Source organism: Iodidimonas gelatinilytica, from assembly GCF_008579125.1.
In the GTDB taxonomy this organism is placed as follows: domain Bacteria; phylum Pseudomonadota; class Alphaproteobacteria; order Sphingomonadales; family Rhodothalassiaceae; genus Iodidimonas; species Iodidimonas muriae.
In genome coordinates, this window is sequence record NZ_BKCL01000010.1 from 44,236 (window position 1) to 67,887 (window position 23,652).

21 protein-coding genes and 3 pseudogenes are annotated in these 23,652 nt (G+C 57.6%); 9 read left to right on the top strand and 15 right to left on the bottom strand.

Translation table 11 applies throughout. The features are described from left to right. Window positions 1–6: 6 nt before the first annotated feature. Window positions 7–1,103 (top strand): annotated as a pseudogene (locus JCM17844_RS11620) (TRAP transporter large permease). Between the two features lie 19 nt (window positions 1,104–1,122). Further along, window positions 1,123–2,586 (top strand): 2-hydroxymuconic semialdehyde dehydrogenase, encoded by a 1,464-nt coding sequence (locus JCM17844_RS11625; protein ID WP_150001112.1) that lies wholly within the window; start codon window positions 1,123–1,125, stop codon window positions 2,584–2,586. 17 nt (window positions 2,587–2,603) lie between these two features. Here the strand turns inward: JCM17844_RS11625 and JCM17844_RS11630 are convergent, their stop codons facing one another. Both JCM17844_RS11630 and JCM17844_RS11635 read right to left on the bottom strand, forming a co-directional pair. Further along, on the bottom strand, window positions 2,604–3,011 hold the full coding sequence (locus JCM17844_RS11630; protein WP_150001113.1) for an arsenate reductase ArsC: 408 nt from the start codon (window positions 3,009–3,011) through the stop codon (window positions 2,604–2,606). Further along, window positions 3,008–5,738: pseudogene (locus tag JCM17844_RS11635) on the bottom strand (cation-translocating P-type ATPase). Before JCM17844_RS11635 ends, JCM17844_RS11630 begins: the two are co-directional and overlap by 4 nt. A 166-nt stretch (window positions 5,739–5,904) precedes the next feature. Between JCM17844_RS11635 and JCM17844_RS11640 the strand changes: the two are divergent. Further along, window positions 5,905–6,444: a hypothetical protein gene (locus tag JCM17844_RS11640; RefSeq protein WP_150001114.1), complete on the top strand. Its 540-nt coding sequence runs from the start codon at window positions 5,905–5,907 to the stop codon at window positions 6,442–6,444. A gap of 102 nt (window positions 6,445–6,546) precedes the next feature. On the opposite strand, the gene JCM17844_RS11645 is transcribed toward JCM17844_RS11640, so the two are convergent. The 5 genes from JCM17844_RS11645 to bfr form a co-directional block, all read right to left on the bottom strand. After that, window positions 6,547–6,768 carry a DUF3012 domain-containing protein gene (locus JCM17844_RS11645; RefSeq protein ID WP_150001115.1) on the bottom strand — a complete coding sequence of 74 codons (222 nt, stop codon included), beginning with the start codon at window positions 6,766–6,768 and terminating at the stop codon, window positions 6,547–6,549. 72 nt (window positions 6,769–6,840) lie between these two features. After that, window positions 6,841–7,158 (bottom strand): tellurite resistance TerB family protein, encoded by a 318-nt coding sequence (locus tag JCM17844_RS11650; protein ID WP_210431885.1) that lies wholly within the window; start codon window positions 7,156–7,158, stop codon window positions 6,841–6,843. After that, window positions 7,113–7,262 (bottom strand): tellurite resistance TerB family protein, encoded by a 150-nt coding sequence (locus JCM17844_RS15280; protein WP_210431886.1) that lies wholly within the window; start codon window positions 7,260–7,262, stop codon window positions 7,113–7,115. The genes JCM17844_RS11650 and JCM17844_RS15280 overlap by 46 nt, the downstream gene beginning before the upstream one ends. A 138-nt stretch (window positions 7,263–7,400) precedes the next feature. Beyond that, window positions 7,401–10,187, bottom strand: a complete 2,787-nt coding sequence (locus JCM17844_RS11655) for an ATP-dependent DNA helicase (protein ID WP_150001116.1) — start codon at window positions 10,185–10,187, stop codon at window positions 7,401–7,403. A gap of 91 nt (window positions 10,188–10,278) precedes the next feature. Further along, on the bottom strand, window positions 10,279–10,758 hold the full coding sequence (gene bfr, locus JCM17844_RS11660; protein WP_150001117.1) for a bacterioferritin: 480 nt from the start codon (window positions 10,756–10,758) through the stop codon (window positions 10,279–10,281). 511 nt (window positions 10,759–11,269) lie between these two features. On the opposite strand from bfr, the gene JCM17844_RS11670 reads away from it, so the two are divergent. Next, window positions 11,270–11,410 (top strand): YqaE/Pmp3 family membrane protein, encoded by a 141-nt coding sequence (locus JCM17844_RS11670; RefSeq protein ID WP_150001119.1) that lies wholly within the window; start codon window positions 11,270–11,272, stop codon window positions 11,408–11,410. An 86-nt stretch (window positions 11,411–11,496) separates the two neighbouring features. Here JCM17844_RS11670 and JCM17844_RS11675 read toward each other — a convergent pair whose 3' ends face one another. The 8 genes and pseudogenes from JCM17844_RS11675 to JCM17844_RS11705 all read right to left on the bottom strand — a co-directional run bounded on the left by JCM17844_RS11675 (window position 11,497) and on the right by JCM17844_RS11705 (window position 17,476). Beyond that, the gene (locus JCM17844_RS11675) at window positions 11,497–12,519 is read right to left on the bottom strand and encodes an aspartate-semialdehyde dehydrogenase (RefSeq protein ID WP_150001120.1); all 1,023 of its coding nucleotides are present in this window, start codon (window positions 12,517–12,519) and stop codon (window positions 11,497–11,499) included. Window positions 12,520–12,724: 205 nt separating this feature from the next. Next, window positions 12,725–13,162, bottom strand: a complete 438-nt coding sequence (rplS, locus tag JCM17844_RS11680) for a 50S ribosomal protein L19 (RefSeq protein ID WP_150001121.1) — start codon at window positions 13,160–13,162, stop codon at window positions 12,725–12,727. Between the two features lie 13 nt (window positions 13,163–13,175). Then, a complete protein-coding gene (gene trmD, locus JCM17844_RS11685) occupies window positions 13,176–13,883 on the bottom strand; it encodes a tRNA (guanosine(37)-N1)-methyltransferase TrmD (RefSeq protein WP_150001122.1) in 708 nt (235 codons plus the stop codon). Next, complete coding sequence (locus JCM17844_RS17480; RefSeq protein WP_443093536.1) at window positions 13,880–14,113, bottom strand: ribosome maturation factor RimM; 234 nt, start codon at window positions 14,111–14,113, stop codon at window positions 13,880–13,882. Before JCM17844_RS17480 ends, trmD begins: the two co-directional genes overlap by 4 nt. A gap of 113 nt (window positions 14,114–14,226) precedes the next feature. Further along, window positions 14,227–14,496: pseudogene (locus JCM17844_RS17485) on the bottom strand (ribosome maturation factor RimM); the annotation flags it as partial. Between the two features lie 39 nt (window positions 14,497–14,535). Then, a complete protein-coding gene (gene rpsP, locus JCM17844_RS17370; protein ID WP_150001123.1) occupies window positions 14,536–14,925 on the bottom strand; it encodes a 30S ribosomal protein S16 in 390 nt (129 codons plus the stop codon). 28 nt (window positions 14,926–14,953) lie between these two features. Then, window positions 14,954–16,441 (bottom strand): signal recognition particle protein, encoded by a 1,488-nt coding sequence (gene ffh / locus JCM17844_RS11700; protein WP_150001124.1) that lies wholly within the window; start codon window positions 16,439–16,441, stop codon window positions 14,954–14,956. A gap of 255 nt (window positions 16,442–16,696) precedes the next feature. Continuing rightward, window positions 16,697–17,476: an acyl-CoA thioesterase gene (locus JCM17844_RS11705; RefSeq protein ID WP_210431888.1), complete on the bottom strand. Its 780-nt coding sequence runs from the start codon at window positions 17,474–17,476 to the stop codon at window positions 16,697–16,699. A gap of 223 nt (window positions 17,477–17,699) precedes the next feature. On the opposite strand from JCM17844_RS11705, the gene JCM17844_RS11710 reads away from it, so the two are divergent. The 5 genes from JCM17844_RS11710 to zapE are packed head-to-tail and all read left to right on the top strand — an operon-like array spanning window position 17,700 to window position 23,559. Further along, window positions 17,700–19,187 (top strand): SLC13 family permease, encoded by a 1,488-nt coding sequence (locus JCM17844_RS11710; RefSeq protein ID WP_210431889.1) that lies wholly within the window; start codon window positions 17,700–17,702, stop codon window positions 19,185–19,187. Window positions 19,188–19,239: 52 nt separating this feature from the next. Further along, window positions 19,240–20,103 carry a diaminopimelate epimerase gene (dapF, locus tag JCM17844_RS11715; protein WP_150001126.1) on the top strand — a complete coding sequence of 288 codons (864 nt, stop codon included), beginning with the start codon at window positions 19,240–19,242 and terminating at the stop codon, window positions 20,101–20,103. Then, entirely contained in the window at window positions 20,100–21,434 is a 1,335-nt protein-coding gene (gene mtaB, locus JCM17844_RS11720; protein WP_150001127.1) for a tRNA (N(6)-L-threonylcarbamoyladenosine(37)-C(2))-methylthiotransferase MtaB, read from the top strand. The genes dapF and mtaB overlap by 4 nt, the downstream gene beginning before the upstream one ends. Further along, complete coding sequence (gene ftsY, locus JCM17844_RS11725) at window positions 21,431–22,375, top strand: signal recognition particle-docking protein FtsY (RefSeq protein WP_150001128.1); 945 nt, start codon at window positions 21,431–21,433, stop codon at window positions 22,373–22,375. Before mtaB ends, ftsY begins: the two co-directional genes overlap by 4 nt. After that, a complete protein-coding gene (gene zapE, locus JCM17844_RS11730; protein ID WP_210431890.1) occupies window positions 22,372–23,559 on the top strand; it encodes a cell division protein ZapE in 1,188 nt (395 codons plus the stop codon). The genes ftsY and zapE overlap by 4 nt, the downstream gene beginning before the upstream one ends. Window positions 23,560–23,652: the final 93 nt, after the last annotated feature.

The following is a 23,652-nucleotide window of genomic DNA, read 5'->3' on the forward strand; positions in this document are numbered from 1 at the left end:
TTGCTGATGGGCAGTTTGGCGGCCATGTCGGGATTATCGGCGGATCTTTATAATCTGGTGAACGCCTTTATTGGCCATCGACGCGGCGGACTGGCGGTGGCCACCGTCACCGGATGCGGGGCCTTTGGCGCGGTATGCGGATCATCCATTGCAACGGTTGCCACCATGACCCGCGTGGCCTTGCCGCAAATGATCGAACGCGGCTATCGCCCTTCTTTTGCCGCAGGCTCCATTGCTGCGGGGGGCACTTTGGGCATTGTGATCCCGCCGTCCCTGATCATCGTGATTTATGCGGTTCTGGCCGATGAATTTGTGCTGGCGATGTTTGCTGCCGCCATCGTTCCCGGCATTTTGGCGGTGGCGTTCCAGCTTATGGCTGTTTGGGTTTATGCCCGGCTTTATCCGCAAGCGGTGCCCGCCCAGGAACGCAGCTCGGGGCGCCAGCGATGGCAAGCCTTGCGTCAGGCCTGGGCCGTTTTGCTGCTGGGGCTTATGGTCACTTTGGGAATTTATGGCGGCATCGTTACGGTGACGGAAGCCGCGGCTCTGGGGGCTGTGGCGGCCTTTGTCCTGACATGGGTGCGCGGGCGGCTGAGCTTTGCGGTGTTCAAGCAGGTGGCCTATGAAACCGCCGTCAATTCCGGCATGATTTATCTGATCATCATCGGTGCCTTCAGCTTCAGCTATTTTTTGGCCTTGTCGGGTCTTCCACAAGAAATCGTTGGCTGGATTGGCGGATTGGATGTGCCGCCCATCGTCGTGATTCTGGCGCTGTATCTTATGTATATCGTGCTGGGGGCGGTGTTTGAATCGGTGGCGGCCATGGTGGTGACGCTCCCCTTCGTTTTGCCGATCATTTTGCTTTTGGGCTATGATCCATCTGGTGGGGTGTGATGCTGGTAATGGTATCTGGCCTTGGCATGATCACGCCGCCCATCGGCATGAATGTGTTTGTGCTGCACGGCTTGGCGCCTCATATTCCCATTGGCACCATCTTCAAAGGCATCGTGCCGTTCTTCCTTGCCGATTTGACCCGTATTCTCATTTTAACGCTGATTCCGGTGTTGGTGACATGGTTGCCAACCGCCATGGGATTGATGTGATCATTGTAGGAGATATTCCATGACAGCCCCCCGCAGAATCCTGAACTTCATCAATGGTGCCTATCGTGATAGCGCGCGGCATTTCGACGACATCAATCCCGCAACCGGCGAACGTGTGGCTATTGTCAGCGAAGCGGGGGAAGACGATGTGGCCGATGCCGTTCGGGCGGCCAGAACAGCGATGGACGGCTCCTGGGGCCACAGCACCATGGAAGATCGCGCCGATGCGCTGCATCGGGTGGCGGACGGGATCATGGCGCGGCTCGATGAGTTTGTCGCCGCCGAGATGGCTGATACCGGAAAGCCCTTGATGCCCACCAAGATGGGGGAAATTCCCCGCGCTGCCGATCAGTTCCGCACCTTTGCCGAAGTGGGACGCATGACTCCCACCGAAAGTTTTGAAACCCGCCTTCCTGAAGGGCAACGGGCCATCAATGTGGTCCAGCGCGCACCCAAAGGCGTGGTGGCGGCCATTTGCCCGTGGAATTTGCCGATGATCCTGATGACATGGAAGGTGGCACCGGCGCTGATCTGCGGCAATGCGGTGGTGGTAAAACCGTCAGAGGAAACACCGGCCACGGCATCTTTGCTGGGTGAGGTGATGAACGACGCCGGTATTCCCAAAGGCGTTTATAATGTGGTGCAAGGCTTTGGGCCGGGGTCTGCCGGGGAATATCTTACCGCTCATCCGGATGTGGATGCCATCACCTTCACCGGTGAAACCCGCACCGGCGAAGCGATCATGACGGCAGCGGCCAAAGGCACGCGGGATATTTCGTTGGAGCTGGGTGGCAAGAATGCCGGAATCCTGTTTGCCGATTGCGATATCGAAGCGGCGATCCGCACCGAGGCCATGTCGGCTTTTCATAATTGTGGCCAGATCTGTTTGGGCAATGAACGGCTTTATGTGGAACGTGCGATCTTCGATCAGGTGGTCGAGGGTATGACCAGGGCTGCCAAAGCCTATAGCATTGGCGATCCGATGGATAAAAACACGCGCATGGGGCCGCTCAGCAGCCATGGGCACCGCGAAAAAGTATTGCATTATTTCAAAGCGGCGACCGATGCGGGGGCCACGGTTCATGCCGGTGGCAAGATCCCCGATCTTGCGGCCCCCTTTGCCGATGGGGCATGGGTCGAACCCACCGTCTGGACCGGACTGGCGCAAAGCAGCATCCCGGTACAAGAAGAGGTGTTTGGTCCGGTTACCCATATCATGCCCTTTGACGAGGAAGATGAAGCCATCGCTTTGGCCAATGATTCTCCCTATGGCCTTGCGGGCACTTTGTGGACCCGCGATCTTAGCCGCGCCCATCGGGTGGCGGCCCGCCGTCGGGTGGGGGCTTTGTGGGTCAATAGCTGGATGATCCGTGATCTGCGCACGCCGTTTGGCGGCATGAAATCATCGGGCATCGGGCGCGAAGGCGGCGCGGCTTCGCTCGATTTTTATTCCGAATTGCGGACGGTCTGCACCCGTATCTGAACGCTTGCCGCGCGGGGTCAAAGGCTTTGGGACAGCGCCTTGATGCGGGCGTGAAGATTGTCCCGTGCGGCTTTGAAGCGCTCTTCCAATTGCGCTGGGCCAAGGTCGGGATCATCGGACGCGGGATCGGGGACCGGCCAGTGCAGATGGCGCACTTGGGGGGGTAAGGCAGGGCACACCTCGTCGGCACAAAGGGTAATCACCAGATCGTTCGCGGCGGCCATTTCCGCCGTGACGATTTTGGACCGGTGGCCTGTGATGTCGATACCTATTTCCTGCATGGCTTTGATGGCGAAGGGATTGACAGAAGTGGGGTTGGACCCGGCGCTTTCGACTGTGGCGCGGTCGCCAAGAATATGGCGGGCCAGCCCTTCGGCCATCTGGCTGCGGGCGGAATTGGCAACGCACAAAAAGAGAATCTTCATATTTTTCCAGTTTTTCGAGCAAAAAAAGTCCGGCGGATTTTCTTTTCCATCTCTACAATGACGATCAGCGCTATGCCGATCAAGAGAATGATCGCCCCATCCAGAATACTGATGGGCCGGGTGTCAAAAACCGCCTGCATGGCCGGAAGATAGGTAAAGGCCAATTGGCCCACCACCACCAATGCCACACCGATCAGCACGGCTTTTGTGCCGATCACACCGCGCAATGTGATGGACGATCCGTGGATATAGCGCACGGAAAACAGATAGAAGATTTCCATCACCACCAAGGTGTTCACAACAATGGTCCGCGCCGCTTCAATGGGCAGGCCATTGGCCTGCGCTTTATAAAATACGCCAAAGGCCCCCGCCAGAAACAGAACCGAAAGAAACAGCACCTGCCATATCAAAGCGCCATCAAGGATGGGGCGTCCGCTTTTGCGGGGCGGGCGGCTCATGGTGCCCGGTTCCGTTGGCTCGAATGCCAGCGTGGTGCCAAGGGCGACAGCGGTGATCATATTGATCCACAGGATTTGCACCGGCGTTACAGGCAGGGCCAGCCCAAAAAACAGCGCGATGAGAATGGTCATGGCCTCGCCAATGCTTGTGGGCAATGTCCAGCCGATCACTTTCATCAGATTGTCATACACCGTGCGTCCTTCACGCACAGCGGCAACGATAGAGGAGAAATTGTCATCCGCCAGCACCATATCAGCGGCTTGCTTGGCCGCTTCGGTCCCTTTCCTCCCCATGGCCACGCCCACATCGGCGCGCTTTAATGCAGGCGCGTCATTCACCCCGTCGCCTGTCATGGCAAGAACGCGTTTCTGTTTTTGAAAGGCTTCAACCAGCCGTAGTTTGTGCTCCGGGGTGGTGCGGGCAAACACATCGGTTTTGGTGATGGCGGCCGCCAAAGCTGGGTCGTCCATCCGGTCCAATTCCGCGCCTGTGATGGTTTCGGGGTTATTGGACAAGCCGATTTGGCGGGCAATTTCTGTGGCTGTGGCGGCGTGATCGCCTGTGATCATCACCACATGGATAGAGGCTCTGTGACAATCCTTGATGGCAGATGTCACTTCTTTTCGCGGCGGGTCTATGAAGCCCATGCAGCCCAGAAACACTGCGTCCGTTTCAAAATCCTGTACGGAAATCTCTTGTTTATCGGCAGGAAATGATTTGACCGCAAAGGCCAGAACCCGTTGCCCTTGGGCGGCCAGTTGCTCGATTTTCTTATGCCAATCGGCCAAGTCTATGGGGTGATCCTCGCCTTGTGCATTCCGCTCTTTTGTACATATGGCAAGGAGTTTTTCCGGCGCCCCCTTGATAGCGGCAAAGCATTGGCCCTGTGCATCGGGATGCAGCGTGGCCATGAAGCGATGGCGGGCATCGAAGGGGAGGGTGATGCGGCGCGGGAATTGGTGGCGGATCTGCGCCAGATCCTGCCCGGCTTTCATCGCCAATGTGATCAAGGCCGCTTCCATGGGATCGCCTTCTGCCACATGGGTCGATCCGGATTTGCGGATACGGGCATCATTGCACAGCACCGCCACCTCTAGCAGGGCGGGCAGGCCGGGATGCTTTGCCGGGTCGATGGCTTGTCCGTTCTGCAAGATTGCGCCCTCTGACGCATAACCGGCGCCGGTCACATCATAGGCTGCATCACTCAGGGCAAGGGCGCTAACGGTCATCTCGTTGCGTGTTAGCGTGCCGGTTTTGTCGGTGCAGATAACCGATACCGCCCCCAATGTTTCCACGGCCGGAAGCCTGCGTATGATGGCGTGGCGTTTGGCCATGCGCTGCACACCAAGAGCAAGGGTGATGCTTAGAACGGCAGGCAAGCCTTCGGGGATAGCCGAAACCGCAAGACCGATAACCGCCATGAAGGCATCGGCGACAGGCGTTGTGCCGATCAGCGTTGTATAAAGAAAGGCGATGGCCGCGATCGACAGGGTCAGCAGGGCAAGCGTGCGGGCAAACTGATCCATCTGTATGATCAGCGGGGTTTTGGGGATCTCCACTTTTTGCAACATGGTGCCGATCTGCCCAAGCTGCGTGTCTTGTGCGGTGGCGACCACCACTCCCATGCCCTGTCCCGATGCAACATAGCTCCCCATATAGCCATATTGCACCGATCCGCGAGCGCGGTGCTCTGGGCCAAAGAGCCGGTTTGTTTTTCAATGGGGAGGGATTCTCCGGTCAATGCGGCTTCGTCCATATGAAGGGCATGGGTGGTCAAAAGGCGCAGATCCGCAGGTACACGGTCGCCCGCATCCAGAAAGACGATATCGCCGGTTACAACATGATCGGCGGCGATGCTGCGGCGGCAATTGTCGCGCAAAACAGAGCATTGCGGGTCGATCATGGTGCGGATTGCATCCAATGCCTTTTCGGCCTGACCTTCCTGGATAAACCCGATCAGGCATTCAAAAGCACCACTGCCGCGATGACCAAAGCATCGATGCCGTGCCCAAGGGCCAGCGACAAAAGCGCCGCCCCGATCAGCACATAGATCAGCAGATTATGAAATTGCAGGAACAGCCGGATCGCCGGCCCCCGCCGCTTATAGGCGGGCAAGCGATTGGGGCCGTTCTTCTGATAGCGTTCGGCGGCCTCCTGATCGGTCAATCCGTGAAGATTGCTTTTAAACCGTTCAAGCACCGTGGACGGTGCCATGCTATGCCAAGGCTGTGGAGCGGCGGTGGTGGTGTTTTTTTTGGCACGGCTCATTCATCACTCCTCGCCATGAAATGGTGGTCGCAGGGCTTTGTGTTGCGCAAAGAGAACGGTATCATGCTTTTCAAAGAGAATATTTGGCCCAGACTGGATTGTTTGCACATGATAAATCTATGAAGAGGAACGCAGACTTCCACTGTTGTTCATGGGAGTGACCCGAATGGCTCAGAGATTCGCCTTCGCTTATTATCCCGCTTTTCGCGCATTGCCGGATTTGGGGGCACTTAATACATATGCGAAATGGTGGGCCGGTCTGGTGGCGCGACAGGGAAAACCCACCCGCAAGAGTGTCTCTTTTACCGATCTGCGGGGCATGCACAGCCGCTTTACCCTGTGCCGGGTGCTGGAAGACAATGAGGATATGGTCGCCCATATTGTGGGGGAGGAGGTGAAAGCACTTTTCAAAAGCTACCATGCTGGAAAGAGCTTATCCTTCCGCAAGGGGACGAGAATACGCGAATTGATAGATGTCAGTGCCATTGATCAAAAGCGCCACCTTCAGAAAGTAACATCGGGACCGTCTATCGCTTTGAACCGTGGGCGTCTGACCCTGATCAATGGCCGCAGCATTGATGTGTTTGCTTTGGATTTTCCGCTTCATCCCCTGCCCGGCGAACAGCCTTTTGTGCTGACCCTTTATGATTTCAATATTCCGCCGGAAGATCGCGGCGTTCCCCATAGCGGCCTTAGCGGCTATTAAAATTGCGCACAGGCTGCATAGAGGCCGCATAAGCCCGCGCGCGCCGAAAACAGAAGAAAACGGCGGTCATGGGTGCTCGTGCAGGGAAAACCTTCAAACCATTTAGTTGTTTTGAAGATCGTCCATTGTGTCGTCAATTTTCTCTTTTGCCGGCTCCGCAACACATTCGTCTGCGAAGGTCTTGGCATCTTCGGCGGACCAGGACGTTTTATCCGACTTGGCCATCTTTTCACACCAGGCATCACTGCCCGGCACGGCATCGCAGGCCCCTAAAAGGCCGAAAGTCAGCGCGATGGCCGTGATCTTGAGCGGTGTTTTGATCATCGTCGTTCATCCTCTTGTTAGCGGAACAAAAGGATGAACGGCAAGAAACGCAAATCGTTCTCGCAAACGCGATTAAACTTCGCTGGGGAAGGATTTTCGCCGTGCCGCAACACCGCGTTCAATGGCAGCAGCGGTCAGGCGGTCGAGCGAAAAGCGATGACGGATGATTTCCAAAAGGCGCAATTCTTCTTGGCTTAATTGATCATCGGCGGCGGCAATGTCGCAGGCAACCGCATAGGCAAGGTCATTATGGTCTTTGGGGATGGCTTCTGTAATCAGGCCCAAAACCGCGCTCAGCCCGTCATCATTATCCAGAATCTCGGCGCAGGTGCGGGCATCGTCGATCAGCCGGTTTTCTTCATAGTCTGTAAAAGCGGGCAGATGCCGCACGATTGTACCATGCGCCGCAATTCACTGTCGCTCATGGTCCGGTCGGAAGCCGAGACGAGAACCATGATATAAACAAGGGCCGTTTGCGGACTGATCGTTGACATGACAGCAAATTCCTAGACAAGGGTGAGTGGTTGATATGCAGGACTGTGCAAGCCTGCAACTTAGGTGCGCAAGGCCGATGGTACAAGAGCCGAAGCCGGGCAAAACGCGACAGCATAAAACGACATGCTTTGGAACGGTTAGCGTTCGGGGTTTTCCGGCGAAGGCGCCGTGTTGAAAAAATCGCGGGTCATGTCGATGGCTTTGGCCAGGCCAACCCGTTCAGGGGTGGGCCCGTCGGGAAAGGCGGATAGCAAGCGGCTGGGGGTTTGCGCATCCAGCAGCACGAAAATACCGCGATCGCCGGCGCGCCTTACCAAGCGCCCAAAGGCCTGGGATAGTTTTAACCGGGTCAGCATATCGTCATAAAGAGCGCCGCCAAAAGCCGCCCGCCGCGCTTTGTGGAGTAAGGTCGGGCGCGGCCAGGGAACCCGATCGAACACGATCAGGCGCAGGGATGAGCCGGGCACATCCACCCCGTCGCGCACCGCATCGGTGCCCAAGAGACAGGCCTGTTCTTCAGCGCGGAACATATCCACCAAAGTGCCGGTTTCGATGGGATCGATATGCTGTGCATAAAGGGGAAGGCCAGCCTGTTCCAATGGTCCCATGATTTTGCCATGGACAGCGCGTAAGCGGGCAATGGCGGTGAACAGCCCCAAGGCTCCTCCATTGGCCGCCAGAAACAATGCCCGGTAGGCCGCGGCCAATTGCGTCACATCGCCTTTGCGTAAATCATTCACCACCAAAATCCGGGTGTTGGCGGCATAATCGAAAGGCGAAGACAGTGAAAAGCGCTTGGCGGGCAATACCAGATGGCTCGCCCCGACTCGTGTTTCGGCGCGGGACCAATCTTCATCTTCCATGGCGGTGCGCTGGTCCAGCAAGGTGGCCGAGGTAACAAGCACCCCGTGGGCCGGCTCCAGCACCGTATCGGCGAAGGGCTTTGTGGGGTCCAGCCAATGGCGGTAAAGCCCGGCATCCACCTCGCGGCCATCCATACGGTCGAGCGCGAACCAATCCACAAAAGCGGGATCGGGCGTGCGCTTGAGATCGGCCAGCATGGTCCCCCATGCGCGAACCATATCCGAGCGCAAGGAAAGCGCCCGCGCCGTGGCATCCAGACGGCCCCGGCTGGCGCTGTCAAGGCTGTCGGCCTCCTCATCCAAAAGGGCAATCAGCCGCTTTGCCAAGGCGGTAAGAGGCTGGGAGAGTGCCGTCATGGCCCGCGCCAGAATATCCGCCGCTTTCAACAAATCCGGCGAAGGCGATTCCGTGCCACATTCAAGGCCGTGCGGGCCACGGGCATCGGAAACACGGCTGAAAATCTGGGCGCGGATATGGCCGAGGAACTGCTCATAAGGGCCGCGCGGGCTGTCTGTAGTCAGGCGGCCCAGCCAGCCCGGTCCGGGCAAAAGGCGGGCGGCCTCCAGGGCATCCCGCAGATGGCCCATGGCCACATCATCATCGGTGAGAAGATCTTCCACCCGGCTTGAAAGGCCGCGCGCCCGGCCCTTGGTGGCGGTTTCCCGCCCCCTTAACCAGCGGCGCAATTCCGCCCCTTCTGCCCCCGATAAATGGGCGGAAAAGGCGCTGTCGGCGGCATCGAATACATGATGGCCTTCATCGAACACCAAGCGGCGGGGCAGGTCCGGATCACCTTTGCGGGACGCGGCTTGTGTCATGACAAGGGCATGATTGGCCACCACCAGTTCGGCACGGCGGGTTTTGCGCACCACCCGTTCGATAAAGCAACGGCGATAATGGGCGCAGGCGGAATAAAGACATTCCCCGCGATGGTCGGTGAGCGCACCCAGACGCGCCCGTCCGAAATAGCTGCCCAGCCAACTGGGAAAATCACCGCCTACCATATCGCCATCGCGGGTGTGGGAAAGCCAGCGCAGCACCAAGCCCATCAGTACCGCATCGCGGGTGCCCGCCGCCCCTGCAAAGGAAATGCGCGCGGCTTCTTCCACATTCAGCAAGCAGGCATAATTCTCGCGGCCTTTGCGGATCACGGTTTTGGCGGCGCGTTCTTTTGGATCTGGATAAAGCCTTGCCAGTTCCTGATCGATCTGGCGTTGCAAGGCCTTGGTATATGTTGAAAGCCACACCGGCCCGCCATTCTTTTGCGCCCATAGGCTGGCCGGGGCGATATAGCCCAATGTTTTGCCGGTGCCGGTGCCCGCTTCTGCCAAAGCCAGATTGGGCGCATTCTGTGCCGTGCGGGGATGAAAGGCATGGGTGGCAGAGCGGCTATATTGGGCTTGCGCGGGCCGTGCTTCGGACCCGTCTCCCAAAAGGCTGGCCAAACGCTGTGAGGCTTCGTTTTCGCTGACCGAATGATCCGAAGGCGGGGGCGGGGGGGCCCCGTCTTCCCATTCCGGCAGACCTTGCCATGCCGCCAAGCCGCCGGACCGTTCTGCCCGCGGGCCAAGCGCACCAAGCACCACCGGTCCCCACGGCCATCCGGCACGGGCCATGGCCATGGCGGTGGCGGCAACGCCTTTGTGCCAGCGATAGGTATCGGCTGATAAATCCGCCAGCAAACACCGGGCCAGCGTTCCTAATATCGCCACTTCATCAATGGGGTCGGATGTAAGGGGATGGGCAAGGGACAGGCTTTGCGCTAGCCCGAAAATGGTCGGCAGGGTGAATCGTGCCGGGCGCACAAAGGCAAACAGCTCCAGAAGGTCGAAAGAGGCTGCGGTCTGGCCCACATTCAGCCTCAGCTTGCGCGTTATCAGTGGCAGATTGCACACCAGATGCGCTTCATCGGTCAAAGCGCGCGCGGCTTCGTTGAATTTAAGGCTGGTGATTTCCCCGTCCACCGACAGACGCGCGGCATCGCGGTGCCCCACCACCAAAGCAGGCAGGCGGGACAGGACGGTTTCCGGATCGGGAAAGGTGGCGATGGCATCGGTCATGCCATGACCTTAACGGCAAGCGCCGCCCATGAACATATGAAGAACGCATTGCCAAGCGTTTTTTCCTGAGAAAATGGATTATGGCCCAGAATCAGTCGGCGGACTCGGCCATTTGGCTTTGCAAATAATTTGGCAGCCCCAGTTGATCGATCAAGCCAATCTGGGTTTCCAGCCAATCGATATGTTCTTCTTCGGAGGAGAGAATATCGCGGAAAAGCTGACGCGACACATAATCTTCCACTTTTTCGCAATGGGCGATGGCCTCTTTCAGGTCTTTATGGCCATCCATCTCCAGATCCAGATCCGCTTTCAGCATTTCCGGAACGGTTTCACCGATTCTCAGGCGATTAAGATGCTGCAGATTGGGCAGACCTTCCAGAAACAAAATGCGCTCGATCAACTGATCGGCGTGTTTCATTTCATCGATCGATTCGTGATATTCGTAGTCGCCCAACTTATCGAGACCACGATCCTTGAGGATTCGTGCGTGCAGGAAATATTGATTGATGGCGGTTAATTCATTTTTCAGCACCACATTCAGGTGCTCGATGACTTTCTTGTCGCCCTTCATCTTTTCTCTCCTGCCTTGGATATGCCTTATCGCACCAGAGAGACTCTGGCATTTAAAGATATGTACGCATTGGACAGGAAATATCAAGATTTCCCTATAAAAATCAGTCGCTTGATAATGAAACTGAGAGACAGGATCAAATGGCCGCCGGGGAGGCGCCAGTCAGGTCGGGCGTCCTATCATCATCAGAGATAACGCTTTTTGCAAAAGAAAGGCACAGGCCGCACTGCGGCTTGCAGCCCAGATGCCGATACAAACTGCGCGCACAGCGTCGCTCCCCCGTTTCACGGGCGGCCGCGCGGACACGGTTTTCTGTCAGGCCATTGCAGATACAGACATACATTCACATACCTCATCTCTTGCCCTTTGTATTTATGAGATTGCGAATGATTGTCAACAGTAAAAAGCCGTCCATCTCCATATTTAATCAATGGCTGGCCCTGCGCCGGCTTGGCAATGCTATATTTCCCGTATAAATAATGTTGATTGAAAAGCAGGAGCGCAAAGACTTATGGATATTCTTCGTTTGATTCTGGCTATTTTGCTGCCGCCCTTGGGCGTGTTTTTGCAGGTGGGCTTTGGCCTGCACTTCTGGATCAATATCGTGCTGACATTGTTGGGCTATATCCCCGGCATCATCCATGCCGTGTGATCATCGCTAAAAAATAAAAGGCCGCCCAAAAGGGAAATCCCTGTGAGAACGGCCTTTTGGTGAAGGATTTTTTCGGGAAAGAACGGTCAGGCGTCCTTTTTCAAATGGCGGGCGATCAGGCTTTCCGCGATCTGGACCGCATTGAGCGCGGCACCTTTCCGCAGATTGTCCGAGACCACCCACAGGCTCAGGCCGTTTTTCACCGTGGAGTCACGGCGGATGCGGGAAATATAGGTGGCAAATTCGCCCGCACATTCTGCCGGTGTCACATAGCCGCCGTCTTCTCGCTTGTCGATGACCAAGCAGCCGGGGGCTTCACGCAGGATTTTCCGTGCCGAACCGGGGGTGATATCATTTTCAAATTCTACAAATACCGCTTCGGAATGGCCGACAAAGACCGGCACCCGCACGCAGGTGGCGACCAATTCAATATCCGGATCAAGGATCTTTTTGGTTTCCACCGTCATCTTCCATTCTTCCTTGGTGGAGCCATCCTCAAGGAAAATGTCGATATGGGGGATTACATTGAAGGCGATCTGTTTGGTGAACTTGTCTGTTTCGATGGGATCATTGACGAAAATCGCCCGGGTTTGCCGGAACAGTTCGTCGGACGCTTCATTGCCAGCGCCTGATACCGCCTGATAGGTGGAAACAACCACGCGGCGGATCTTTGCCACATCATGTAAAGGCTTCAGGGCCACCACCAATTGCGCTGTCGAGCAATTGGGATTGGCGATGATGTTTTTCTTTGAATATCCCGCCAGTGCATCTGCATTCACTTCCGGCACCACCAGCGGCACATCGGGGTCCATCCGGTAATAAGAGCTGTTGTCGATCACCACGGCCCCGGCTTTGGCGGCAAGGGGGGCGTATGTCTTGGATACATCGCCACCGGCTGCAAACAGCGCAATGTCGGTGCCTTTGAAATCGAAATCGTCCAGCGCTTTGACCTTCAGGGTTTTCTCGCCGAAACTGACCTCTTGGCCCAAGGATTTTCGAGAGGCCAAAGCCACGATCTCTGTTACCGGGAAATCACGTTCCGCCAAAATGTTCAGCATTTCCTGGCCCACAAGTCCGGTGGCACCAACAATGGCAAGGCGATAGCCCATCGCACAACGCTCCTGATTTGAAAGATTTGTATAACCGTGCATCAAAAAAAAGATGTAAGCGGCGTTCCTATCCCATGATCTTGAAAGATTCACAAGGTCCGTCTTGGTATCTTCGTTGCGGCCATCAAGATAGAGGGCAGCTTAATAAAAAACGGGCGATGCCCATGGCACCGCCCGTCTTATCACCATAGCTGTTGGCTGTGGATCAATCGGCCTGTGCCGGAGCTTCGGCGGCAGCTGCTTTCGCAGCGGCGGCTTTCGCCTTGCCTTTTGGCTTGTTGCGCCAGTCCTGACGCTCGGCAATACGGGCGGATTTACCGGTGCGGCCACGCAGATAATACAGCTTGGCGCGCCGCACTTTACCGCGACGTACCAGCGTAATGGAATCGAGAATGGGCGAATAAAGCGGGAAAACGCGCTCGACGCCTTCGCCGAACGAGATTTTACGCAGGGTGAAGGAGGCATTGATGCTGCCGCCATTGCGGGCAATGCACAGACCTTCAAATGTCTGCAGGCGTTCCCGTTCACCTTCGACCACCTTCACCATCACTTTGATGGTGTCGCCAGCCTGGAAATCGGGAATCGTTTTACCGGCCATCAGTTTTTCAACTTCGGCCTTTTCAAGTTTCTCAATGACGTTCATTGGACATGACCTTTCATGTTTTATGACGTCGCTCATAGGTCGACCAGAGGTCTGGCCGACATAAGCGGGTCACTTCTTCCGCTTTTTTGTGTCGCCACTCGGCAATCTTCCCGTGATGCCCGGAATTGAGCACCGCCGGTATCTCTCGTCCCTCCCAGATTTGTGGGCGGGTATAGTGCGGGTACTCTAATAGTCCCCGCTCGAAACTTTCTTCTTCGGCGCTTTGGTGCTTGCCCATTACGCCCGGCAAAAGCCGTATCACCGCATCCAGCATGGCGATCGCCGCTACTTCTCCTCCGGAGAGGATGAAGTCGCCAAGGCTGACTTCCTGAACGGCGCGGGCCTCAAGAACCCGCTGGTCGATTCCTTCGAACCGGCCACATAGCATCGTCACGCCGCCACAAGAAACCCATTCCCGCGCCATTGCCTGATCGAACCGGCGCCCGCGCGGGCTGAGATAAACAAGTGGCCAAGTCTCTTCCGCCTTGGTGCGTGCTGCATCAATTGCAGCCCCCACCACATCAGGCCGAAGCACCATACCGGGACCGCCGCCCGCAGGCGTATCGTCAACGGTGCGGTGTTTATCACGCGCAAAATTGCGAATGTCCAGTATTTCTGTTGCCCAGATGCCGTCTTCGAGCGCTTTTCCTGCCAAACTGCCCCCCAAAGGCCCGGGAAACATGTCAGGATAAAGGGTCAGGATCTGTGCGGTCCAACTCATGGCGCGGACGAATCTGCATCAGATGCTTCGGATATGTCCGATTTTGAATCGTTTTGTAAATCCAGCCACAGGGCCAGATCCACGGTTATTTGGCGGGCCGCCAGATCCACGTCGGGGACGAATCGGCGATCAAAGGGCAAAAGAACGGACTTCCCCAATCCTGGTGCCGGGGCATCAAGGGCCAGTTCCAACAGATCGCCGCTGCCGAAATCATGGGCCGTGCGCACCACACCCAAAGGCGCACCTGTGGGGAGAGCACGGAAAGTCCGGCCAAATCGGCAAGGAAATAGCTGTCTTCCTCTTGGTCCGCATCGGGGAGGGCGGCGGATTCAAGGGCTTCGCGGGTCGTATAAAGCTTTTTCCCCGACAGAGCCTGTGCCTGATCGCGGTTATCAACGCCATCAAGCCGCGCCGCCCAGCCCCCTTTGATGGGGCCGGTAAGGCGCAGCGTGATGGGTATGTCGCTGTGTTCCAGATAAAGGGGGCTATAGTGGGCGATCGCTTCGGGGGTTTGTGTAAACAGCTTCAGCCGCACCGCACCGCGCACGCCATGTGCCCCCGCCAAAGCGGCGATGCACACGCGATTGCGGTCTTGCGGGCCCAAAGCGCTCATGCCCTGTCGCTCCCTTTGTGCCTAGCCTGGGCCTAAGACTTAGGCTTCGGCGGCTTCAGCAGCAGGCTCGGCAGCCGCTGCGGCGGCATCTTCCGCTTGCTTGGCCCGCTCTTCAGCGCGTTCCTGGGCTTTCTTGCCGGGCTTTGCTTTATTGGGGTTGTTGCGCGGGCCTTTCTTTTCAACAAGGCCGGCAGCTTCCAAGAAGCGGGCAACGCGGTCGGTGGGTTTTGCGCCATGGCCCAGCCAATGTTTGATCCGGTCTTCCACCAAGGTGACGCGGTTTTCGCTGTCTTTGGGGAGAAGGGGATTATAGGTGCCCAGCTTTTCAATGAAGCGACCATCGCGGGGATTGCGGGTGTCGGTCACAACGATGCGGTAATAAGGACGTTTTTTCGCGCCACCACGGGCCAAACGAATTGCAAGTGCCATAACAGTGATCCTTTCTCGATCGGGTTCGTTATTTTTTCTTTTTCATCAACGCTTCAAGCTCGGGCGGCAGGCCACCACCTTGTGGGCCGCCACCAAGGCCGCCCATCAGATCGCCCATGGAGTCGGGCAAACCAGCCGCCCCGCCCATGCCACCCATGCCGGGGAGAGAAGGCATGCCGCGCATGCCGCCCTTCTTTCCCATTTTCGACATTTTCTTCATCATGCCGGACATCTGCTGGTGCATTTTCAGAAGTTTGTTCACGTCCTGAATGCTGACACCGGCGCCAGCGGCAATGCGCCGCTTGCGTGAGGCATTGAGAACGCGCACATCGCGGCGTTCCTTCGGTGTCATGGCGCAGATGATGGCTTCTTGCCGGCCCAACAGCTTGTCATCAAGCTGCGAGGCGCCTTTGGCCAGCTTGCCAATGCCCGGCAGCATGGACATCAGGCCCTTCATGCCGCCCATCTTTTTCATTTGGCGAAGCTGGCTGCGCAAATCGTCCAGATCGAACTGGCCCTTGCGCATTTTCGCGGCCATACGCTCGGCATCTTCGGCTTCGATGGTTTCCGCGGCTTTTTCCACCAGCGACACCACATCGCCCATGCCCAGAATACGTCCGGCAATGCGTGTGGCGTGAAACGGTTCGATGGCATCGGACTTTTCGCCCGTACCGATAAGGCGAATGGGCTTGCCGGTGACGGCGCGCATGGACAAAGCCGCACCACCGCGCCCGTCGCCATCCATACGGGAAAGCACAACGCCGGTGATGCCCACCTGATCGTCGAAGGCCTTGGCCACCGTGACGGCATCTTGTCCGGTGAGCGCATCTGCGACCAAAAGGGTTTCCACGGGCTGCACACGGTCCCGCACGGCGATCACTTCGGCCATGAGCGCGGCATCCACATGCATGCGGCCAGCGGTATCCAGCATCACCACATCAAAGCCCTGAAGGCGTGCCGCATCCATGGCGCGTTTGGCGATATCCGTTGCCATTTGCCCCTTGATGATGGGCAGGGTCTTGACGCCGATCTGCTCGCCCAGCACCTGCAATTGTTCTTGCGCGGCGGGGCGGCGGGTATCCAGAGAGGCCATCAAAACACGCTTGCGGTCTTTTTCCGTCAAACGCTTGGCGATTTTTGCGGTGGAGGTGGTTTTCCCCGAACCTTGCAGGCCTACCATCAACACGGCAACCGGCGGAACACCGATGAGCGACAGGGTTTCGGAACTGGCTGGCGGCTCTTGATCGGCGCTGCCGCCAAGCATGGCGATCAGTTCATCATGAACGATCTTGATCACCTGCTGACCGGGCGTCACCGATTTCAAGACATTATGGCCAACGGCCTTACCGGAAACCTGCTTGATGAAATCCTTGACCACCGGCAGGGCCACATCGGCTTCCAAAAGGGCCACGCGCACTTCGCGCATCGCAGCCGAAACATCCGATTCGGATAGCGCGCCGCGTTTTTTGAGCTTGTCGAAAACGCCGGAAAGGCGATCGCTTAATGACTCAAACATGTGCTTTTCAATTCGTTTCCGGAAAAACCGGGGTGATCCTGTTCCAGCCATAAGGCCTGACAATAACCAATGGCACCAGTGGGCGAATCCTCGCTGACTGGTGGAGACCCTTGGCTATCCAAGGGCCCAGCGGTTAAGCCGGGTTTTAAAGCTGTTGCCCGCACATCATTGCGAAGCGGCGGGATATGTACTGCCGCAGCCATTGCTTGTCAATGAAAAGCGGATCAGCGGGCGGCAGGCCGGAGGCTTGTGGGGTCAATCGAATACGGCAATGCTTTGTGTCGCTGAAATCATGGCGGTGCCATCGCGGGACCAGACCATCATGGGCTGGCTGGAATAGCCCGCCTCGATCGCTTCCGCCGTGGATTGCACAAGCCACCAGCCATCGCGGGTTTCGGGGCGCGGCTGGAGCATATTGACCTGCCATGTCATGGTGCTGACCGGGACCATTTTACCTTTGGCAATAATGATGGCGGGGGGCAGGCTGTCGGCCAGCGCCAAAAGCCCTTCCACGCTTTGATGGGCTTTTATGTCCCGGTGGCGGACCCAGAACAGGACGGCGGCTTTTTCTTTGCCAGGCGGTATAGCAAGGCGCATATCGAAATGTTTGATGAAATTGGGCGCACCGGGAAGCGGCGGAATATCCAGAAGATTTTCAGGAGCGGGCACATCGGGCATGGCTGGCGGGTCAAGGGTCAGGCTAGAGCCGCGCGCAGCCCCGAAGCAAAAGGTCGCGCGGGTGGCAAGGCCCTTTTCCCCCACCACATCCACCGACAAAAAATGAACGGAGCGGCCTTGGCGTAATGGTGTGACCTTTATGGCCAGATCGCCCGATGCGGGGCCAATGAAGGCAATTTGCGCAGACCGCAAAGGGGGAGTGGCACCATCAAGGCTTTGCCGCACCGCTTCGTAGCTGAGGGCTGTGGATAAGCCGCCATAAAGCGTGCGGCCCTGTAGCCAGTCTTCAAACACCGTGGCGCGATACCCGCTTTCCGTTTTTTCAAGACCAGACAGGAGAGATGAAAAACTGGGCATGGCGAGGGCTTTCTTGTTTTTGATGACGCGCGGTAAGGGGAGGCTGGCTTCGCATGGTCTTGCCGGTCTTGCCATATAAATCAGCAAGGGAGCGCAAGTGAAGCCCGAAAGGGGGAAGGTTCATGTCTCTCTTTTTGCCCTCTTGCGCAGGCATCATGTGCTGTCTAGCCTTCCTTTAAAGGGGCAAGCCCATAAGCGCGCCATCATAAGAAATGGGGAAAAGGTGAGCGAAAATCAGATCGCGTCCGTCTTGCAGCCGCAAAAACGCGCGCTTTATCAAAATATCGGTCTTGTTCTTGGCCCTGTGCTTGCTGTCTTGGTCTTTGTTTTGCCGCCGCCTGCGGGGTTGTCCGACGATGCGTGGATCGTTGTGGCCTTGGCGGTGTGGATGGCCAGTTGGTGGGCTGTTGAGGCGATTCCGGTGCCGGCCACATCCTTGTTGCCGCTTATTGTGCTGCCGCTTGCCGGGGTGACGAGCGCCGCCGACGCCTCGCGCCCCTTTGCCGAACCGGTCATTTTTCTGCTGCTGGGCGGTTTTGTGATGGCCATGGCCATGCAGCGCTGGGGCCTGCACAAGCGCATTGCCCTTCATATCGTGGCGCGATCCGGCGATCGTCCGGGGGCGTTGATTCTGGGCTTCATGGTGGCGACGGCGCTGTTGTCCATGTGGGTATCCAATACCGCCACGTGCCTGATGATGCTGCCCATTGCCTTGATGGTGACCAAGACGGTTCTTGGGGATAAGGCGGACCGCCACCCTTTTGGTCTGGCGCTTGTTTTGGGCATTGCCTGGTCGGCCAGCATTGGCGGGCTTGGCACGATTATAGGCACGCCACCCAATGCCTTTGTGGTGGGCTTCGTGCGCGAAACCCAAGGGGTGGAAATCGCCTTTATCCAATGGATGGCCTTTGGCGTGCCCGTGGTGGCGGTGATGATCCCCACCGCATGGTTTGTGCTGACCCGCCTGAGCTTTCGCTTTGCCGCAGATGATGTGCATGGAGGGCACGCGGTGGTGACGGGCGCATTGGTAGATATGGGCCGGATGAGCACAGCGGAAAAGCGTGTGGCTTTGGTGTTTGCCATGGCGGGCGGGGCCTGGGCTTTGCGCTTGTTGCTGAATGATCTTCCGGGTCTTGCCTATTTGTCGGATATGAATATCGCCATTGCCGGCGCGTTGGCCATGTTCTTGGTGCCTGCGGGCAAGGGACAAAAAGACGGCGCACATCCCCAAGCGGCTTTGCTGGATTGGGATCAGGCGGCGCGGCTGCCTTGGGGGGTGTTGCTTTTATTCGGAGGCGGGCTGAGCTTGGCGGCAGCCATTCGCACCACCGGACTGGCCCAATGGATGGGCAATGGTTTGGCCCCCCTGACGGACTTTCCGTTGATTTTTCTGATCGGGGCCATCGTGTTGCTGATCATTTTCCTGACAGAACTGACCAGCAACACGGCCACTGTAGCGGCTTTGGTGCCGATTTTGGGGTCGATCGCCGATGTGAGCGGTTTTGCGCCGATCCTGCTGGCGGCCCCTGCGGCCATGGCGGGGTCCAGCGCTTTCATGTTGCCGGTGGCCACTGCCCCTAATGCCATTGTCTATGCCAGCGGGCAGATCCGTATTCCCGATATGGTGAAGGCGGGCTTTCGGCTCAATCTGTTGGGGACGCTGGTGATCACCGTCTTGTGTTGGTGGATTGTGCCTGTCTTGTTTGGCTGATGCTGTTCTGACGCTGGACTCGGGAGCATCTGCGCCCATATAAGGCGACACCATGACCAATGCTTCGCCACATGGCCGCCCGTTTATAAAAATGCACGGGTTGGGCAATGATTTTATCGTGTTCGATGCCCGGGAAATTCCGCTGGCTTTGACCGATGATGTCGTGTGCGCGCTTGCTGACCGGCAAACCGGCATTGGCTGCGATCAGTTGATTGTCTTGCACCCTGATAAAAAGCCGGATGCAGGTGGGCCTGCCGATCTGTTCATGGAAATCCGCAATGCCGATGGCAGTACCGTGGCCGCCTGCGGCAATGCCACACGCTGCGTGGCGCGGTTGATCTTGGAAGAAACGGGCCGTGACCGGGCCTTGATCCGCACGCGCGCCGGGTTGTTGGCCGCCGACCGCGACGCCTTTGGTATTCGGGTGGATATGGGCCGCCCCGGCTTTCATTGGCAGGACCTGCCTTTGAGCCACGAGATGGATACACTGATGCTGGACCTTCATGAAGGGGGGCTGTCGCAACCCACAGCGCTTTCGATGGGCAATCCGCATCTTTTATTCTTTCTTGAAGGCGGGCTGGATGTGGATGTGCGGGCAATCGGTTCGACTTTGGAGCATCATCCGTGGTTCCCTGAAGCGGTGAATGTGTCCTTTGTGCGGGTGCTGGCCCCCGATCATTTGAGCGTTGCCACCTGGGAGCGCGGTGCTGGCTTGACGCGGGCTTGCGGCACCGCCGCTTGTGCCAGCCTTGTGGGCGCGCACCGGCGTGGCTATGCGGGCCGTGCGGCACAGATTGATATGTCTGGCGGTGCCTTGCATATTCTTTGGGATGATGCGGATCATGTGCTGATGTCGGGCGACGCGGAGATCGCATTTCATGGCCGCGTGGCTTTGCCCTTGGGACATGGCGCATGACAGATCGTTCCGCACCCGAAATAATTACCTTTGGCTGTCGTCTCAACGCCTATGAATCGCAAGTCATGCGTGACAATGCGGTGGCGGCCGGTTTGGAAAACACCATCATCGTCAATAGCTGTGCGGTGACGGCAGAAGCCATGCGTCAGGCCCGGCAAGCGATCCGCCGCGCCCGTCGCGCCCGCCCCGATGCCAAGCTGATCGTTACCGGCTGCGGAGCGCAGGTGGACCCCGCCATGTTTTCCGAAATGGCGGAAGTGGATCATGTGATCGGCAATGCGGAAAAGATGCAGGCGAAAAGCTTTGCGGATCTGGCCATTGGCGGTGCTGAAAAAGTGCAGGTGAACGATATTTTTTCGGTCACCGAAACGGCGGGGCATCTGATCGAAGGCTTTGAAGACAAGGCGCGGGCTTTTGTCCAGATCCAGAATGGCTGCAATCACCGATGCACCTTTTGTATCATTCCTTATGGCCGGGGCAATTCGCGCTCCGTTCCGGCGGGCGAGGTGGTGGAGCAGATCCGTCGTCTTGCGGGGAATGGCTATGGCGAGGTGGTGCTTTCCGGCGTTGATATCACAAGTTGGGGCGCGGATCTTCCCGGCACCCCCACCTTGGGACGGCTGGTGCAGCAAATCCTTACCCATGTGCCGGAGCTGCCGCGTCTGCGCATTTCTTCCATCGATTCCATCGAGGTGGATGGGCCATTGTTTGACGCCATCGTGTCGGAACGGCGTTTGATGCCGCATTTGCATCTGAGCTTGCAGGCGGGAGACAATATGATCCTGAAGCGCATGAAGCGCCGCCACAGCCGAGACGATGCCATTGCCTTTTGCCGCGATGTGCAGGCCAGACGGCCCGATATGGTGTTCGGGGCCGATATCATTGCGGGTTTTCCCACGGAAACCGAAGCCATGTTCCAAAAATCGCTGGATCTGGTGGAGGAATGCGACCTTACATGGCTGCATGTATTTCCTTATTCCGAACGGGAGGGCACCCCTGCGGCGCGTATGCCGCAAGTGGACGGGGCTGTGCGTAAAGAACGGGCTGCCCGCCTGCGGGCCGCAGGAGAGCGCAAAGTGGAGGCGCTTTTGGCCGGTCTTGTGGGCAAGCGCCTTCAGGTGTTGATCGAGAAAAACGGCGCGGCCGGGGCTTTGGGCCATTCCGAGCAATTTGCTCCGGTGCGGGTGGCGGGCGATTTTGCACCCGGAACCTTGTTGGATGTACAGATAGAAGCCCATAAAGACGGTCTGTTGCACGCTGTTGCGTTGCAAACCGGTCGGGCAAAACAAGAAGAAAAGAGCGGCCATATGGAAAGGGCATCCCGCCCATGACGGAGCAGAAGAAATCCTGGTTTCGGCGGCTGACAGAGGGGCTGAAACGCTCTACCGGCGTCTTGTCTGGCGGCATTGGTGATATTTTCACCAAAAGGCGGCTGGATGATGCGGCACTGGAAGAACTGGAAGATCTGCTGATTACGTCGGATCTTGGGGTGTCGGTGGCATCGAAACTGACCCAATCCTTGGCGCGGGAGCGTTTTGGCAAGGAAATCTCTGCTGAAGATGTGCGCGGTGTTTTGGCGGGCTATCTCACGGAGATTTTGGCGCCCGTGGCCAAACCCCTGACGATCGATCCAGCTCATCGCCCCCATGTGATCTTGATGGCGGGGGTGAATGGCGCGGGCAAAACCACCACCATCGGCAAGCTGGCGCAGCAATTTCGAGAACAGGGCAAATCGGTGATGCTGGCGGCGGGCGATACATTTCGCGCGGCGGCGGTGGAACAGTTGCAGGTATGGGGCGAGCGCACCGGCTGCCCCGTGGTGACAACCAGGCTGGGCGGCGATGCGGCGGGGCTGGCGTTCGAGGCCATGACCCGCGCCAAGGCCGAAAATGTGGATGTGTTGATGATCGACACCGCCGGACGGCTGCAAAACCGCACGGAACTGATGGAAGAACTGGCGAAAATCGTGCGGGTGATCCGCAAGCAGGATGAAACCGCCCCCCATGATGCGCTGATCGTGCTGGATGCCAGCACTGGCCAGAATGCCATCAATCAGGTGAAGGTATTTTCCGAGGTGGCGCAGCTGACAGGCATTGTCATGACCAAGCTGGATGGTTCGGCGAAGGGCGGCGTTTTGGTGGCGGCGGCGGAACAATTCGGCCTGCCTATCCATGCGGTGGGCGTGGGAGAAGGGGTGGAGGATTTGCGGCCCTTTGATGCTGAAATTTTCGCCCGTACCCTTGTGGGGCTTGAGGTGGAAGACGCCGCGTGAATGATTTGAGTTGGATCCCCCGGCCAGATGATGGCCCCATTGCTGCCTATAATGCGTTGGTAAAGGCGGGGGATTTGCGCCCTGATCCGGTGCAGGCGGATGTGGTGGCGCATCTGGAAGCGCTGCAAAAGGCGCTGTTTGCTCATCACTGCGCCGATGATCGTGGGCGCGGGTTGTTTTCCCGGCTGTTCAAAAAAGCCTCCCGGCCGCCAAACGGGCTTTATCTATGGGGCGGTGTGGGGCGCGGCAAATCCATGCTGATGGATCTGTTTTTCGCCACCGCCCCCATTCAGCACAAGCGTCGGGTGCATTTTCACGAATTCATGCTGGATGTGCATGCGCGTCTCAATGAGTGGCGCGGCCTTAGCCCCATGGAACGCAAACAGCGCGGCGGCGATGCCCGGTCTGATGATCCCATCCCGCCGGTGGCGGCAAGTATTGCGCGGGAAGCCTGCTTGCTGTGCTTCGATGAATTTCACGTCACCGATGTGGCGGATGCGATGATATTGGGGCGGTTGTTTACAGAATTTCTGGCACATGGACTGGTGATCGTCGCCACATCCAACCGCCCCCCCGACGACCTTTACAAAGATGGTTTGAATCGCCAGCTTTTCCTGCCCTTTATCGCCTTGCTGAAAAGCCGCTTCGATATCATCGGGCTGAATGGCCCCATTGATTACCGGTTAGAACGTATGCGCGGCATGGATACATGGTTGGTACCGGTGAATACGGAAACGACCGAGGCCTTGAGCCGCGATTTTTTTCGCCTCACCGACCGCGATGTGGACAATGAGCGTGATGTGCCTTCTGATAAAATCGAAGCACAAGGTCGCGAGATCTTCGTGCCCAAAGCCTGCAAGGGGGTGGCGGTTTTCTCGTTCAAGCGGCTGTGCGCCAACCCTTTGGGGGCAGCGGATTATCTGGCCATTGCCCATCGATATCATACGGTGATTGTGGTGGCGGTGCCGCAAATGGGGCCGGCCCAGCGTAATGAAGCCAAGCGATTCACCACCTTGGTGGATGTGCTTTATGAGCAGAATGTGAAGCTGTTGGCTTCGGCCCAGGCCCAACCGCAAGACCTTTATAAAAATGGCTCTGAGTCGTTTGAATTCGAGCGTACAGTGTCGCGCTTGCTGGAAATGCAATCGCAAGATTATTTAAAGCGTGGTCACGGGGTGCGATAAAACGGCCTGATGGCTTGGTGAAGTCACGGTCACGCGCTATATACACAAACTGCACACGGGGTGCTCGCGCAATTGCGACTTTGGCGTCCGTTG

Coding starts and splice junctions, on each gene's coding strand:
- JCM17844_RS11625 (WP_150001112.1), top strand. CDS start 1,123: ATGACAGCCCCCCGCAGAATCCTGAACTTCATCAATGGTGCCTATCGT.
- JCM17844_RS11630 (WP_150001113.1), bottom strand. CDS start 3,011: ATGAAGATTCTCTTTTTGTGCGTTGCCAATTCCGCCCGCAGCCAGATG.
- JCM17844_RS11640 (WP_150001114.1), top strand. CDS start 5,905: ATGGCTCAGAGATTCGCCTTCGCTTATTATCCCGCTTTTCGCGCATTG.
- JCM17844_RS11645 (WP_150001115.1), bottom strand. CDS start 6,768: ATGATCAAAACACCGCTCAAGATCACGGCCATCGCGCTGACTTTCGGC.
- JCM17844_RS15280 (WP_210431886.1), bottom strand. CDS start 7,262: ATGTCAACGATCAGTCCGCAAACGGCCCTTGTTTATATCATGGTTCTC.
- JCM17844_RS11655 (WP_150001116.1), bottom strand. CDS start 10,187: ATGACCGATGCCATCGCCACCTTTCCCGATCCGGAAACCGTCCTGTCC.
- bfr (WP_150001117.1), bottom strand. CDS start 10,758: ATGAAGGGCGACAAGAAAGTCATCGAGCACCTGAATGTGGTGCTGAAA.
- JCM17844_RS11670 (WP_150001119.1), top strand. CDS start 11,270: ATGGATATTCTTCGTTTGATTCTGGCTATTTTGCTGCCGCCCTTGGGC.
- JCM17844_RS11675 (WP_150001120.1), bottom strand. CDS start 12,519: ATGGGCTATCGCCTTGCCATTGTTGGTGCCACCGGACTTGTGGGCCAG.
- rplS (WP_150001121.1), bottom strand. CDS start 13,162: ATGAACGTCATTGAGAAACTTGAAAAGGCCGAAGTTGAAAAACTGATG.
- trmD (WP_150001122.1), bottom strand. CDS start 13,883: ATGAGTTGGACCGCACAGATCCTGACCCTTTATCCTGACATGTTTCCC.
- rpsP (WP_150001123.1), bottom strand. CDS start 14,925: ATGGCACTTGCAATTCGTTTGGCCCGTGGTGGCGCGAAAAAACGTCCT.
- ffh (WP_150001124.1), bottom strand. CDS start 16,441: ATGTTTGAGTCATTAAGCGATCGCCTTTCCGGCGTTTTCGACAAGCTC.
- JCM17844_RS11705 (WP_210431888.1), bottom strand. CDS start 17,476: ATGCCCAGTTTTTCATCTCTCCTGTCTGGTCTTGAAAAAACGGAAAGC.
- dapF (WP_150001126.1), top strand. CDS start 19,240: ATGACCAATGCTTCGCCACATGGCCGCCCGTTTATAAAAATGCACGGG.
- mtaB (WP_150001127.1), top strand. CDS start 20,100: ATGACAGATCGTTCCGCACCCGAAATAATTACCTTTGGCTGTCGTCTC.
- ftsY (WP_150001128.1), top strand. CDS start 21,431: ATGACGGAGCAGAAGAAATCCTGGTTTCGGCGGCTGACAGAGGGGCTG.